Here is a 13655-nt window from a genome sequence, read left to right as displayed (position 1 = left end):
TCTCCGGCACGGGCCGGCCCCGTACCCCTTGGAGGCCCATCGCCATGCGCTCATTCAGGTCCGCGGCGGCCGCGCTGCTCGTCCTCGCGGCGGCCCTCACCGGCTGCACCCGCGAGGGCGGCCGCATCGACATGGGCCCCACCGGCGGCACCCCGGTGGAGGGCGGCACGGCGACGATGGCGCTCCCGCCGGCCGCGACGCCCAACTGGATCTTCCCGATCGGCGCGCCCGGCTACGGCGCCTCGTACAACTACGGGATCTACTCGCTGATGTTCCTGCCGGTGTACGACCCCGTGCAGGACGAGGAGAAGGACGAGCTGACCACGCACGGGCCCGGCACGCTGGGCCTCGAGCCGAAGTACGGCGACGGCAACACGACCGTGACGGTGCCGCTGCGCGAGGGCGTGAAGTGGTCCGACGGGAAGCAGGTCACCGCGCGTGACCTGGAGTTCTGGTTCCACCTGGTCAAGGCCAACAAGGCGGACTGGGGCAGCTACTCGGTCGGCACGATGCCCGACAACGTCAAGCGGTTCGAGACCGTCGACGACCACACGATCCGGCTGCACCTGACACGCGCGTACAACCCGGACTGGTTCACCGCGAACCAGCTCACGCTGCTGCGGGCCATGCCCCAGCACGCCTGGGACGCGAAGACCGACGACGGCAGGATCGGCGACTGGGACCGGACGCCCGCAGGGGCCAAGGCGGTCTTCGCGCGGCTGACCCGGCACGCCAAGAGCCTCGGCTCGTACGGTTCCGACCCGCTGTGGAAGACCGTCAACGGGCCGTGGAAGCTGGCGGGCTGGCGCGACAGCGGGCAGGTCACGATCGTGCCGAACGAGAAGTTCACCGGCCCAAAGTCGGAGCGCCCGCACCTGGACAAGGTGGTCTTCAAGCCGTTCACCACGGCCGACTCCGAGTACAACGTGCTGCGGTCGGGCGGTGTCGACTACGGGTACATCCCGCCGTCGGTGATGGCGCAGAAGGAGAAGTTCGAGGACAAGGGCTACCGCGTCGATCCGTGGGAGGGCTGGGCGGCGACGTACATCGTCTACAACTTCAACTCCACGCACGGCGGCCCGATGATGGACCAGCTCTACATCCGACGGGCCATGCAGCACCTCGTCGACCAGAAGGCGATGAGCGACGTCATCTGGCAGGGCAGCGCGACCCCGACGCTCGGCCCGGTGCCGGTCACGCCGAAGAGCCAGTACCTGTCGGACACGATGGAGAAGAACCGGTACCCGTTCTCCGTCGAGAAGGCCACCGGGCTGCTGGAGCGGCACGGCTGGCGCATCGAGGACGGCACGGCGCGCTGCGTACGCCCCGGAACGGGCGGGGACGAGTGCGGCAAGGGCATCGGGAAGGACGCCCCGCTGAAGCTCACCCTGCTCTCCCAGTCGGGCTCCACCGAGACGACGAACATGATGCAGGAACTGAAGTCGTCGCTCTCCAAGGCCGGGATCGACCTGACCGTGCGTCAGCAGCCGCTGAACTCGGTGCTCGGCAACTCCGTGCCCTGCAAGGCGAAGGACGCGGGCTGCGACTGGGACATGTCCTTCTTCGGGACCGCGGGCAGCTGGTACTACCCGCTCAACCCCAGCGGCGAACAGCTCTTCTCGACGGGCGCCTCCGCCAACTTCGGCAACTACAGCGACAAGAAGGCGGACCGCATCATCCGGGGCGTGCAGTACTCCCCCGACATGAAGTCGGTGCACGAGTACGGCGAGTACCTCGCCGAGCAGCTGCCCGTCATGTGGATGCCCAACCCGGCGTACCAGGTCTCGGTGATCCGCAACGACCTGCGCGGGGTCTCGCAGAACCCGACCGTCACCTTCGCGCCCCAGCACTGGTACTACGTCAAGAAGAAGGGGGCCGAGAAGTGACCGGCTTCACCGGCTTTCTGGTCAAGCGCTTCCTCCAGGCGATCGTCGTCCTCTTCCTGGTCTCGGTCATCGTCTTCGTGCTCCTGCACCTGCTGCCGGGCGGCCCCGCGCGCGCCATCCTCGGCCCGAAGGGCACGCCGCAGCAGATCGAGCACTTCAACCACCAGCAGGGGTACGACCGTTCGCTGCCGATGCAGTACGCGATGTACCTGAAGCGGCTCGTCACGGGCGACCTCGGCGAGTCCTTCAAGCTCAACTCGCCCGTCTTCGACCTGCTGAAGCAGCGCCTGCCCAAGACACTGCTCCTGACCGTCCTGTCCACCGTGCTCGCGGTCGTCATCGCGGTCCCGCTGGGCCTGCTGCAGGCCGTGCGGCGCGGCAAGGCGTCGGACTACGCGCTGACGGGCCTGGCCTTCCTGATGTACGCGACGCCGGTGTTCTTCCTCGGCCTCATCATGATCATCCTGTTCGCGCAGGTCATGCCGATCTTCCCGGCCGAGGCACCGCAGGGCGAGTCGATCGGCGACCTGCTCGGCGACTTCACCGGGCTGATCCTGCCCGTGGTCACGATGGCCTTCGGCATCATCGCGATGTTCAGCCGCTACATGCGCTCCGCGGTGCTCGACAACCTCACCGAGGAATACGTCCGCACGGCGATGGCCAAGGGGCAGTCGAGCCGCCGGATCATGGTCCGGCACGTCCTGCGCAACGCGCTGATCCCCCTCGCGACGCTGCTCGGCCTCTACCTGCCGACGCTCTTCAGCGGCGCCCTCGTCGTCGAGTCGATGTTCAACTACCCCGGCATGGGGCTGCTGTTCTGGAACGCGGCGCAGGGCTCCGACTTCCCCGTACTGCTCGGCGTGACGCTCGTCGTCGGTGTCGCCACCGTCGTCGGCTCGCTGCTCACCGACGTCCTGTACGCCGTCCTCGACCCCCGGATACGGAGCGTGGCATGAGTACCACGGTCGCCCCTGTCACCGCGCCAGGCCACGAGGACGCCGCGCGGGCCACCCCCTCACTGGCCCGCCGCACGCTCCAGGTCTTCACCGGCAACAAGCTCGCCCTGACCGGCGTGGTGGTGCTGCTCCTGCTGCTCGCGTTCAGCTATCTCGGCCCGCTCCTGTACTCCACCGAGCAGGTGCACACCGACCTGGCGCAGGCCAACCTGCCGCCCGGCACGTCGGGCCACCTCCTCGGCACCACCGACCTCGGCTACGACATGGTCGGCCGGCTGATGATCGCGGGCCGGACCTCACTCGAAATCGGTCTGGCAGCGGGCCTGTTGGCCACGCTGTTCGGCACCGTCTACGGCGCGATCGCCGGATACTTCGGCGGCTGGGTCGACGCCACGATGATGCGGATCACGGATGCCGCGCTCGCCATCCCCGCGATGTTCCTGCTCGTCGTGGTGGCCGCGATCATCACGCCCAGCAAGGGCGTCCTCATCATGATCATCGCGGCGGTGGCGTGGCTGTCCCCGGCCCGCCTCGTGCGCGGCGAGGCGCTCTCGCTGCGCAACCGCGAGTACGTACAGGCCATGCGGATGATGGGTGGCGGCGGCACCCGGGCCGTCTTCAAGCACATCGTGCCGAACGCCATCGGCACGGTCATCGTCAACTGCACCTTCCAGATCGCCGACGCGATCCTCTACGTCAGCTATCTCGCCTTCCTCGGCCTGAGCATCCCGCCGCCCTCGGCCGACTGGGGATCGATGCTGTCGGCCGGCATCACCTACACGCAGAACGGCTACTGGTGGCTGATCTTCCCGCCGGGCATCGCGATCGTGCTGGTCGTCGCCGCGTTCAACTTCATCGGTGACGGACTGCGGGACGCCTTCGAAGTGCGGCTGCGGAAGTAACAGGAGACACGACAGATGACCGAGCCCCAGCGCACGGCCGAACCGCGGCCCGCGACCGAACCCCTGCTGACCATCGAGGACCTGCGCGTCGACATCGCCTCGCGCGAGCGCACCGTCCACGCCCTCGACGGCGTCTCCCTCTCCCTGGCTCCCGGCGAGGCCCTCGGCATCGTCGGCGAGTCCGGCTGCGGCAAGACGATGACCGCGCTCAGCGTCCTCGGCCTGCTGCCGCCGGGCGGCGAGATCACCGGCGGCCGCGTCCTCTTCGACGGCCAGGACCTCGCCGCCGCACCCGCCCCCGTCGTCCAGGACGTCCGCGGCAACACCATCGGCATGGTCTTCCAGGACCCGCTGACCTCACTCAACCCGACGATGACCATCGGCGCGCAGGTCGCGGAACCCCTGCTCCTGCACAGCCCCGGCATCGGCCGCAAGGAGGCCTGGGCACGCGCCCAGGAGATGCTGCGCCTGGTCGGCATGCCACAGCCCGCCGAGCGCATGAAGGCCTACCCGCACCAGCTGTCGGGCGGCATGCGCCAGCGCGTCGCGATCGCCATGGCGCTGGTCTGCGAGCCGAAGCTGCTGATCGCGGACGAGCCGACGACGGCCCTCGACGTGACGACGCAGCACCAGATCCTGGAGCTCGTCGACGACCTGCGCACCCGTCTCGGCATGGCGATGATCCTGGTCACGCACGACCTGGGCGTCATCGCCAACCGCGTGGACCGGGTCGCGGTGATGTACGCGGGCAAGGTCGCCGAACAGTCGGACGTACGCGGCCTGTTCGCGCGACCGCGCCACCGCTACACGGAGGCACTGTTCGCCGCGCTGCCCGAGCGGGCGGCCGGCAGCGGCACCGCGCTGCACACCATCCCCGGCCTGCCGCCGAACCTCGCGACACGCCCCACCGGCTGCCGTTTCGCACCGCGCTGCACCTTCGCCACGGACGAGTGCCGCGCCGAGGAACCGCCGCTCGTGGAGGACACCGTCCAGGGAGCGGAGCACCGGTTCGCGTGCTTCCACCCGGTGCCGGAGGCCGCCGCGTCCAAGGACGACGTGGTGGTCCCCCCGGCCGTGCCCGCCACCGCCGAACCCGGTGACGTACTCCTCGAACTCGACTCTCTGGTGAAGGAGTTCCCCCTCAAGGGAGGACCCTTCTCGCGCGGCCGGGGCACGGTCAGCGCGGTCGGCGGGGTGTCGCTCACGATCCGCAAGGGCGAGACGTTCGGCATGGTCGGCGAGTCGGGCTGCGGCAAGACGACGCTCGGCCGGGTCGTGGCGGGCCTGGAGGAGCCGACCGGTGGTGCGGTGCGCTTCGAGGGCACCGATCCGGCGCGGATGTCGCGGGCCGAACGGCGCGCGCACCGCCGCCGAGTCCAGCTGATGTTCCAGGACTCCACCGCCGCGATGGATCCGCGCATGCGGGTCGGCGAGATCCTGCGCGAACCCCTCGTCATCCAGGGCGTCGGCAACCGCGCCGACCAGGAGAAGCTGGTCGGCGAACTCCTCGACGCCGTGGGCCTGCCGCGCGGCGCCGTGCACCGCTACCCGCACGAGTTCTCCGGCGGACAGCGCCAACGCCTGGGTCTCGCAAGGGCGTTGACGCTCTCGCCGGACCTGGTGGTCGCCGACGAGCCGGTGTCCGCGCTCGACGTGTCGGTGCAGGCACAGATCCTCAACCTGATGCGGGAGCTGCAGCGCGAGCGCAGCCTGACCTATCTGTTCATCTCGCACGACCTGGCCGTCGTACGCCACCTCGCGGACACCGTCGGCGTGATGTACCTCGGCAAGCTCGTGGAGTCCGGCCCGGCCGAGCAGGTGTACGCGCATCCGCTGCACCCCTACACGCGCGGGCTCCTGGACACGGTCAACCTGCCCGACCCCGAGGCCGCCGCGGGGTCGGACCGCGCGCCCCTGGAAGGGGAGACCCCCTCGGCGGCGAAGCCCCCGTCGGGCTGCCGCTTCCGGACCCGCTGCCCTCTCGCGCAGGACGTGTGCGCCACGACCGAGCCACAGGTCAGCACGCCGAACGGGGCCGGGCACGAGGTGGCATGCCACTTCCCCCTGGCCGCGCCCCGGCTGGCGTCGGCGCTCCGGGACTCCTAGCGTCGGCGGGGTGAGACTCGCCGAAGCCCTTGCCCAACGCCCTGTCGTGCTCGACGGCGGCCTATCCCACCAGTTGGAGGCCGCCGGGCACGACCTGGGTGACGCCCTGTGGTCGGCGCGGCTGCTCGCCGACGAGCCCGGGGCGATCGAGGCCGCCCACCGCGGATACTTCGAGGCGGGCGCCGAGGTCGCGATCACCGCGAGTTATCAGGCGACGTACGAGGGATTCGCACGGCACGGCGTCGACGCCCGGCGCACCCGCGAACTCCTGCGTCTGAGTGTCGAGTTGGCCCGCCGCGCCGGGTCCGGGGTCGGGCACGAGGTGTGGGTGGCCGCGTCGGCGGGACCCTACGGGGCGATGCTCGCCGACGGCTCCGAGTACCGGGGCCGGTACGGGCTCTCCGTGGACGCGCTGGAACGCTTCCACCGGCCGCGGCTGGAAACCCTCGCCGAGGCCGACCCGGACGTCCTCGCCCTGGAGACGGTCCCCGACACCGACGAGGCGCGGGCACTGCTGCGGGCGGTGCGCGGCCTCGGCGTCCCGGCCTGGCTGTCGTACAGCGTCGCGGGCACCCGCACGCGGGCGGGACAGCCGCTCCAGGAGGCCTTCGCGCTCGCCGCCGACGCGGACGAGGTGCTGGCGGTCGGCGTGAACTGCTGCGACCCTGCGGACGTCGACGCCGCCGTGGCGCTCGCCGCACGGATCACCGGCAAGCCTGTGGTCGTCTATCCCAACAGCGGCGAGACGTGGGACGCGACGGCCCGCTCGTGGCGGGGCCCCGCCCGGTTCACCGCCGGTCAGGTCGCGGGGTGGCGGGCGGCCGGGGCGCGGCTGATCGGCGGGTGCTGCCGGGTGGGCCCTTCGGTCATCGCGGAGGTGGCCTCCCGCCTGTCGCCGCCCCGGTCGACGGGCTGACCACCTGACCCCGCGCCATGCCGGGGACACGGCGCTGACCTGCGAGTACTCCGTCTCCGGGGGTGACTGTCAGTGCCGGGGTGCAGACTTGCCGGTACCTGAGACAACGACGTCCCGGAGGTGGTCGGCATGGCCGACATCATCCTGACCGTAGGCACCCGCAAAGGCCTCTTCATCGGCCGCAGGCGAGAGGGCGCCTGGGAGTTCGACGACAGTCCGTACTTCAACGCGCAGGCGGTCTACTCCGTCGCCATCGACACCCGCGCCCCCACCCCACGCCTCCTCGTCGGCGGCGACAGCGCGCACTGGGGCCCCTCCGTCTTCCACTCCGACGACCTGGGGCGGACCTGGACGGAGCCCGCGAAGCCCGCCGTGAAGTTCCCCAAGGACACGGGGGCGTCGCTGGAGCGGGTGTGGCAGCTGCACCCGGCCGCCGCCGAGGACGACGTGGTGTACGCGGGCACCGAGCCGGCGGCGCTGTACCGGTCCGAGGACCGCGGGGAGTCCTTCTCCCTCGTACGCCCCCTCTGGGAGCACCCCACCCGCTCCAAGTGGGTGCCGGGCGGCGGCGGAGAGGGCCTGCACACCGTCCTGACCGACGCCCGCGACGCCCGTGCGATGACGGTCGCGGTGTCCACCGCCGGGGTGTTCCGCACCCAGGACGGCGGCGCCTCCTGGGACCCCTCGAACAGCGGCGTCTCCGCGGTGTTCCTGCCCGAACCGAACCCCGAGTTCGGCCAGTGCGTGCACAAGGTCGCACGGGACGCGGCCGACCCGGACCGGCTCTATCTGCAGAACCACTGGGGTGTGTACCGCAGCGACGACTCGGGCGCGCACTGGACCGACATCGGCGACGGTCTGCCCTCCGACTTCGGTTTCGCGGTGGTCGCCCACCCGACGCGCGGCGGCACGGCGTACGTCTTCCCGATCACCGCGGACAGCGACCGCGTCCCCGCCGACCACCGCTGTCGCGTCTACCGCACGGCCGACGCGGGCAAGAGCTGGGAGCCGCTGAGCGCGGGCCTGCCCCAGGAGGACCACTACGGCACGGTGCTGCGCGACGCCATGTGCAGCGACGACTGCGACCCTGCGGGCATCTACTTCGGCAACCGCAACGGCGAGGTGTACGCGTCGGCGGACGACGGCGACAGCTGGCAGCAGCTCGCCTCCCACCTGCCGGACGTGCTGTGCGTACGGGCGGCGTCCATCGGTTGACCGTTCGACGCTCAGGGGCGGCGGGCGATCCACGTGGTGCGGGTCGTGCGCACGCTCAGGCCGGCACGCCGCGCGATCCCGTGCGGGTGGGTCTCGTCCAGCAACGCGTCCAGGGCGGCCAGGTCGTCCGGGGCCAGGGCGTCGGTGGCGTGGGAGCGCAGCTTGGCCAGGCAGACCTGGGCGTACCGGCTCAGGGCCGGCCCCGCCTGGGTCTGGTCGAGGCGGATCTCGAAGGGTCGGCGCGCCTCGACGGTGAATCCGGCATCGGTGAGCCGGTCGGTCCATTCGTGGGGCGGCCGGGTGTTCGTGACGGCGTGCAGGCGGGCCTCCAGGCCTGGCCGGCCGACGCCGGTGTCCTCGGGCAGGAAGCGGGGGAAGAAGTCCATCTCGGTGACGGCAAGGAGTCCGCCCGGCCGTAGGCGCTCGAACGCCTGGGCCAGGGCGCGGGCCGGATCGGCCAGGTGGTGCAGGAACGCGGCGGCCCACATCAGGTCGTACGGACCGGCCTCACCGGTCGGCGGCCACTGCTGGTCGAGGTTCGCCTCCAGCGTGCGGATCCGGTCGGCGACACCGTGCGCCGCCGCCTGCTTGTGGAGGCGGTGCAGCATGTGCGGGGAGATGTCCACCGCCGTCACCGTCGCCGTGGGGAACCGGTGGGCGAGGGCGAGGCCGCCGGTGCCGGGGCCGCTGCCGAGATCCAGGATCCGGGCCGGGGCGGGGTGCGCGAGATCGGCGAGCCAGCCGGTCAGCTCCGTGAGGTAGGGGGCCAGGACGTCGGCGTCCAACTCGAGCAGCCGGGCCATCCCCGTGTCGGAGCCGGTCGCCGGCTCGTGCCAGAGCTGGCCGTGCGTGCCGTGGTGTGTGCTCATGCCCCGACGGTAGGGCGCCCCTTGTCCAGACCTCATAGACTCTTGCCGGTGGAGCAAGAATCGACGTTGGACGCCACCGTCAGGATGCGGATCAGGGCCCTGCGCAAGGCGCGCGGCTGGTCGCTGGACAACCTCGCCGAACGCGCGGGCATCAGCCCTTCCCAGCTCAGCCGCATCGAGACCGGACACCGCCGCATCAGCCTCGACCAGCTCACCTCGATCTCCGGGGCGCTGGGAAAGTCCCTCGACGTGCTCGTCGAGTCCCCCGACGACTCCGACGTCGTCATCCGCCCCGACCGCGACGAGTCCCGCGGCCTGACCACCTGGCTCCTCACCAACGGCGACGGTCCTCAGGCTCTGACCGTCGCCAAGATGCGCATCACCGACCAGGCGGGCGACGTCCGCGCCGACGACTTCGGCGTCCACCCCGGCAGGGACTGGTTCACCGTCCTGTCCGGCACCGTCGTCCTCTACCTCGGCGACCGCGTCATCCGCGTCGAGGCGGGGCAGGCCGCCTCGTTCACCACGATGACCCCGCACGCCCTGCGCAGCGACCGGGGCCCCGCCGAGATCCTGTGCGTCCTCGACCACAACGGCGAACACAGCCACCTCCGCACCTGAGCCCGGCAACCTTCCTGGGCTTGGCACACCCTAGGGATCGAGCCGCAGGTGGAGCATCGCTTCGAAACGGGCTTCGGGGGTGGTGAGATCGAGTCCGGAGACCTTGGCGAGGCGCTTGAGGCGGTAGCGGAACGTGTTGGGGTGGACGTGCATGGTGGCCGAGGCGGAGATGACGTCGCCGAACGCGTCGAGCCAGGCGGCCAGGGTCGCGGTCAGCTTCGTGCCGTGTTCGGCGTCGTAGGCGCGCAGCCGGACGAGCGGTCCGTCCGGCGGGGCGCCGTCGGCGGCGATCCGGTCGGCGAGTTCGAGGAGCAGGGCGTCCACGTAGACGGCGGCGAGGCGGGCGGTCCTGAGGCCGGGCCGCCACTCGCGCAGGACCCGCAGCGCCCGGTCGGCATCGGCACGTGAGCGGCGCAGGTCCTCGGGCCTGGCCGCGACACCGCCGACCCCGATCACGGCGGACGCCCGGTCGCCGATGCGTTCCAGGAAGGACTCGGCGACCCGCCGGGCCGCCTCGTCCGACGCGGTGGGCAGCACGGCGTAGGTGACACCGCCGAGCGTGGCCGTCGCCGTCCTCGGGTGGATCGCGTTCAGGTGCAGGGCGAGCGCGCCGGCGATCCGGTCGGTGGCCACGACCCGGTCGGCGACGGGTGAGGCGTCGGTCGCCGCGAGGGCCAGGACGCATGCGGGCTGGGCGGAGAGGCCGAGCCTGGCGGCGGCGCCAGGAGCGCCCTCGCCGCCCTCCAGGAGGGTGGCCAGCAGGTCGGCGCGGAGCCGGTGCCCCACGTCCTCGCCCGCCCTGCGGCGCAGCAGATGCAGCGCGGCGACCTTGGCCGCGTCGCTCAGCGCCCGCTCGCCGTCCTCGCTCAACGGGCCTTTGGCCACGACCCAGATGGACCCGAGGATCTCGCCGCCCGCGCGGACCGCGATGGCGACCCGCGGCTTCGCCGAGATCCCTTCCAGATACAGCGGCTCGTCGTTGCGGTAGAGCGCGCGGAACGCGCCGCGCTCCTCCAGGACCCGCAGCTTCTCGGCCGGTACCTGGCGATCGAGGATCGTCGCGATCCTGGCGTCGTCGCCCTCGTCCTGGCGGCTGGAGAAGGCCAGCACCCTCCCGTCTCGGTCCTCGACCGCGTACGTCATCGAGTCCTTCAACGTCAGCAACCAGGTCGTGCTGCGCGCGAACAAGAAGTACTACGGCACCAGACCCGCGTACGACAAGGTCGTCATCCGCAACGTCGAAGCGCCGGCCCGGAAGCTCAACGTGCTGCGCGGCGACAGCCAGATCGCCCTCAACCTCTCCGGTGACCAGGCCGGGAACATGCCGGGCGGGCTGCCGGCCTCCTCGAACTGGCCGGCAAGGGGTCGGTGCAGGCGCCCGGCATCATCCCGTCGCCGCTGCTCGGCGCACTCCCGCCGGAGCAGGCGCCCGAGCGGGACATCGCGGGAGCCAAGGCGGCGCTCGCGGCGAGCGGACTGACCGACCCGTCGGTCGAGCTGGAGTATCCGAGCGAACTCACCGTCAACGGCCTCACCCTCCAGCCACTGGCCGAGCGCGTCCAGGCCAACCTCAAGGAGGTCGGCATCACCGTCGATCTCAAGCCCACCCCGCTGACCACCGCGGCGGACAACTACCGCGACGGGAAAGACGAGATGGGCCTCTGGTACTGGGGTCCCGACCACCCGGACCCCAGCGGCTACCTGGTGTTCCTGCCCGGCAGGCCGGTGGGCCTGCGCCTCGGCTGGAAGGGGGGCGCGGACAAGGAGCTGGAGGTCATGGGCGGCAAGGCGGCCACCGCGATCGGCGACGAACCCGTCTCCGCCCTGGACGCCTCCGCCCAGTCCCAGGTCGCCACGCTCCTGCGCGACCTCGCCGTGGACGCGGGCGCCGGGCTGCCGTTCATCAGCCACGACCTGTCCGTGGTCCGGCTGATCGCCGACCGGATCGCGGTCATGTACCTCGGCAGGATCGTGGAGGCCGGCGAGACCGCCACCGTCTGGGACTCCCCCCGACACCCCTGCACCCAGGCCCTCTTGCGGGCCGCCCCGCGCCCCGACGGCCTCGGCACCCTGCCCGCCGAACTCGCCGGGGACGTCCCCGACCCCGCCGACCCGCCACCGGGCTGCCGCTTCCACCCCCGCCGCCCGCACACGATGGGCATCTGCCGCGTGAAGGAACCCGACTTCGGCCCGACCGCGTGCCGGCTCCACGCGCCTTCCTGACCGTGGGGCGGGGAGAACCGGCGGCCCGGAGGGTTCGGCCTACGGCAGTCGCCAGTCGACCGGCTCGGCGCCCTGCCGTGCCAGCAGCTCGTTGACCTTGCTGAACGGCCGCGAGCCGAAGAACCCGCGGTCCGCCGACATCGGCGAGGGGTGCGAGGACTCCACCGCCGGCAGTTCACCGAGCAGCGGCCGCAGATTGCGGGCGTCTCGGCCCCACAGCACGGACACCAGCGGGCGCCCCCGCGCGACCAGCGCGCGGATGGCCTGCTCGGTGACTTCCTCCCAGCCCTTGCCGCGATGTGCGCCGGGCTTGCGCGGGGCCGTGGTGAGCGCCCTGTTGAGCAACAGGACGCCCTGCCGCGTCCACGGCGTCAGGTCACCGTTGGAGGGCCGTGGCAGACCGAGGTCCGCGTTCATCTCTCGGTAGATGTTCTCCAGGCTGCCCGGCAGCGACCGCACGTCGGGCGCCACCGCGAAACTCAGGCCGATCGCCATCCCCGGCGTCGGGTAGGGATCCTGACCGACGATCAGCACGCGTACGTCGTCGAAAGGCTGCTGGAAGGCCCGCAGGACATGCGCCCCGGCCGGCAGATACGTCCGGCCGGCCGCCACCTCGGCACGGAGGAAGTCCCCCATGCCCGCGATGCGATCGGCCACCGGCTCCAGAGCCTTCGCCCAGCCGGCTTCAACAAGTTCGTGCAACGGTCGCGGTGCCATACCGACTCACTCTAGTAGCCCACACCGACAGTACGTACAAGCACATGAGCCTCCTGCGTGGGGGCCCTGACCGGCGCTACGCTTCCTCCTCATCAAGGCCGGACGTCTGGCCGGACGTCGGGCCGCACGTCGGGAAGGTGAGGAGCCCAGGTGCCCAGTGATCAAGCCATCGGTGGACCGGCGGCCGCCGTGACGGGCCCGGGTCCCGGCCGACGACGGCGGGAGTTCGTGCTCGGCGTCGACTCGGGCGGCTCCGGACTGCGCGCCGCTCTCGCCGGTACCGACGGCCGCGGCGGTCCCGACGGCCCCGACGGTACCGACGGCCCCGACGGCATGGCCCGCACCGACCCGGCGCGCTCCTCGGAGCCGGTGCGCACCGGCGCGCGGGGCATCGACGCCGGGCACTTCCTCGAACAGCTCCTGCCCATGGCGCGGGGTCTCCTGGAGCGGGCGGGCGGCGGACGGATCACGGCCGTCGCCATCGGCGCCGCGGGCCTCGCGACGCTGGGCGACGACCTGCGTGCCACGCTGCCGTCCGCGCTCGAACAGGCTCTGGGTGTACGCCGCACCGCGCTCGCCGCGGACGCCGTCACCGCGTACGCGGGGGCGCTCGGCGACCGGCCTGGCGCGGTCGTCGCCGCGGGCACCGGCATGATCGCGATCGGCACGGACCTGACCGCGTGGCACCGCGCCGACGGCTGGGGTCACCTGCTCGGCGACTGCGGCGGCGGTGCCTGGATCGGCCGGGCGGGGCTCGATGCGGCGATGCGCGCGCACGACGGCAGGCGCGGCGGTTCGAAGGCGCTGCTCGTGCGCGCGGAGAAGATGTTCGGCCCGCTGACGGGCCTGCCCGGGCAGCTCTACCCCCGTACCGACCGGCCCGCGGTCCTCGCGTCCTTCGCGCCCGAGGTGGCTGGGTGCGCGGGCGACGACCCCGTGGCCGACCGCATCGTGCGAGACGCGGCCCGCCAGATCGCCGAGTCCGCGGCGGCCGTCTGCCCGGCCGACGAGGGGGCCGAAGTCGCGCTCACCGGCGGCCTGTTCAAACTGGGCGACCCGCTGCTCGTACCCCTGTCCGAAGAACTGGCCGGCCAACTGCCGCACGCGCGACGGGTCGCCGCGGCAGGCGACCCGCTGGACGGCGCGCTGCGCATAGCGGTCGATATCGCCACGGACCGGCTGCGGCTGCCGTACGACGCGCGCATGCTCTCCGTCCACAGAGAAGGCGACAGTTGACCTCTGCG

The 13655-nt window shown here is 71.9% G+C and carries 13 protein-coding genes; 10 read left to right on the top strand and 3 right to left on the bottom strand.

Features of this window, described 5'->3' with window-relative positions; all coding sequences use genetic code 11:
• Positions 1 to 44: 44 nt before the first annotated feature.
• The 6 genes from ACZ592_RS00875 (at position 45) to ACZ592_RS00850 (ending at position 7981) form a co-directional block, all read left to right on the top strand.
• Positions 45 to 1886, top strand: a complete 1842-nt coding sequence (locus tag ACZ592_RS00875; RefSeq protein ID WP_471579324.1) for a peptide ABC transporter substrate-binding protein — start codon at positions 45 to 47, stop codon at positions 1884 to 1886.
• A complete protein-coding gene (locus tag ACZ592_RS00870) occupies positions 1883 to 2842 on the top strand; it encodes an ABC transporter permease (RefSeq protein WP_471579323.1) in 960 nt (319 codons plus the stop codon). The genes ACZ592_RS00875 and ACZ592_RS00870 overlap by 4 nt, the downstream gene beginning before the upstream one ends.
• Positions 2839 to 3744, top strand: coding sequence for an ABC transporter permease (locus ACZ592_RS00865; RefSeq protein ID WP_471579322.1), 906 nt, complete (start codon positions 2839 to 2841; stop codon positions 3742 to 3744). Before ACZ592_RS00870 ends, ACZ592_RS00865 begins: the two co-directional genes overlap by 4 nt.
• Positions 3745 to 3759: 15 nt before the next feature.
• Positions 3760 to 5850, top strand: a complete 2091-nt coding sequence (locus ACZ592_RS00860) for an ABC transporter ATP-binding protein (protein ID WP_471579321.1) — start codon at positions 3760 to 3762, stop codon at positions 5848 to 5850.
• Positions 5851 to 5860: 10 nt separating this feature from the next.
• Positions 5861 to 6766, top strand: a complete 906-nt coding sequence (mmuM, locus tag ACZ592_RS00855; RefSeq protein WP_471579320.1) for a homocysteine S-methyltransferase — start codon at positions 5861 to 5863, stop codon at positions 6764 to 6766.
• A gap of 129 nt (positions 6767 to 6895) precedes the next feature.
• Positions 6896 to 7981 carry a WD40/YVTN/BNR-like repeat-containing protein gene (locus ACZ592_RS00850; protein ID WP_471579319.1) on the top strand — a complete coding sequence of 362 codons (1086 nt, stop codon included), beginning with the start codon at positions 6896 to 6898 and terminating at the stop codon, positions 7979 to 7981.
• An 11-nt stretch (positions 7982 to 7992) separates the two neighbouring features.
• Here ACZ592_RS00850 and ACZ592_RS00845 read toward each other — a convergent pair whose 3' ends face one another.
• Positions 7993 to 8850, bottom strand: a complete 858-nt coding sequence (locus ACZ592_RS00845; protein ID WP_471579318.1) for a class I SAM-dependent methyltransferase — start codon at positions 8848 to 8850, stop codon at positions 7993 to 7995.
• A gap of 84 nt (positions 8851 to 8934) precedes the next feature.
• Between ACZ592_RS00845 and ACZ592_RS00840 the strand changes: the two genes are divergently transcribed.
• A complete protein-coding gene (locus tag ACZ592_RS00840; RefSeq protein ID WP_471579983.1) occupies positions 8935 to 9471 on the top strand; it encodes a helix-turn-helix domain-containing protein in 537 nt (178 codons plus the stop codon).
• Between the two features lie 30 nt (positions 9472 to 9501).
• Here the strand turns inward: ACZ592_RS00840 and ACZ592_RS00835 are convergent, their stop codons facing one another.
• A complete protein-coding gene (locus ACZ592_RS00835) occupies positions 9502 to 10659 on the bottom strand; it encodes a PucR family transcriptional regulator (RefSeq protein WP_471579317.1) in 1158 nt (385 codons plus the stop codon).
• On the opposite strand from ACZ592_RS00835, the gene ACZ592_RS00830 reads away from it, so the two are divergent.
• Both ACZ592_RS00830 and ACZ592_RS00825 read left to right on the top strand, forming a co-directional pair.
• Positions 10643 to 10951, top strand: a complete 309-nt coding sequence (locus tag ACZ592_RS00830; RefSeq protein WP_471579316.1) for a hypothetical protein — start codon at positions 10643 to 10645, stop codon at positions 10949 to 10951. The two genes, ACZ592_RS00835 and ACZ592_RS00830, sit on opposite strands and share 17 nt — an antisense overlap.
• On the top strand, positions 10840 to 11694 hold the full coding sequence (locus tag ACZ592_RS00825) for an oligopeptide/dipeptide ABC transporter ATP-binding protein (protein ID WP_471579315.1): 855 nt from the start codon (positions 10840 to 10842) through the stop codon (positions 11692 to 11694). Before ACZ592_RS00830 ends, ACZ592_RS00825 begins: the two co-directional genes overlap by 112 nt.
• Positions 11695 to 11733: 39 nt before the next feature.
• On the opposite strand, the gene ACZ592_RS00820 is transcribed toward ACZ592_RS00825, so the two are convergent.
• Positions 11734 to 12411 carry a uracil-DNA glycosylase gene (locus ACZ592_RS00820; RefSeq protein ID WP_471579314.1) on the bottom strand — a complete coding sequence of 226 codons (678 nt, stop codon included), beginning with the start codon at positions 12409 to 12411 and terminating at the stop codon, positions 11734 to 11736.
• A 189-nt stretch (positions 12412 to 12600) separates the two neighbouring features.
• Between ACZ592_RS00820 and ACZ592_RS00815 the strand changes: the two genes are divergently transcribed.
• The gene (locus ACZ592_RS00815) at positions 12601 to 13647 is read left to right on the top strand and encodes an N-acetylglucosamine kinase (RefSeq protein WP_471579982.1); all 1047 of its coding nucleotides are present in this window, start codon (positions 12601 to 12603) and stop codon (positions 13645 to 13647) included.
• Positions 13648 to 13655: the final 8 nt, after the last annotated feature.

It is taken from the genome of Streptomyces sp. NPDC040622, from assembly GCF_055593965.1.
The sequence above is the reverse complement of the archived record's forward strand: the minus strand, read 5'-3'. Positions and strand labels throughout refer to the sequence as shown.

What these genes read in the sequence shown, in the direction of transcription:
- ACZ592_RS00850 (WP_471579319.1), top strand. Translation starts at nt 6,896, where the DNA reads ATGGCCGACATCATCCTGACCGTAGGCACCCGCAAAGGCCTCTTCATC.
- ACZ592_RS00820 (WP_471579314.1), bottom strand. Translation starts at nt 12,411, where the DNA reads ATGGCACCGCGACCGTTGCACGAACTTGTTGAAGCCGGCTGGGCGAAG.
- ACZ592_RS00845 (WP_471579318.1), bottom strand. Translation starts at nt 8,850, where the DNA reads ATGAGCACACACCACGGCACGCACGGCCAGCTCTGGCACGAGCCGGCG.
- ACZ592_RS00875 (WP_471579324.1), top strand. Translation starts at nt 45, where the DNA reads ATGCGCTCATTCAGGTCCGCGGCGGCCGCGCTGCTCGTCCTCGCGGCG.
- ACZ592_RS00865 (WP_471579322.1), top strand. Translation starts at nt 2,839, where the DNA reads ATGAGTACCACGGTCGCCCCTGTCACCGCGCCAGGCCACGAGGACGCC.
- ACZ592_RS00840 (WP_471579983.1), top strand. Translation starts at nt 8,935, where the DNA reads ATGCGGATCAGGGCCCTGCGCAAGGCGCGCGGCTGGTCGCTGGACAAC.
- ACZ592_RS00860 (WP_471579321.1), top strand. Translation starts at nt 3,760, where the DNA reads ATGACCGAGCCCCAGCGCACGGCCGAACCGCGGCCCGCGACCGAACCC.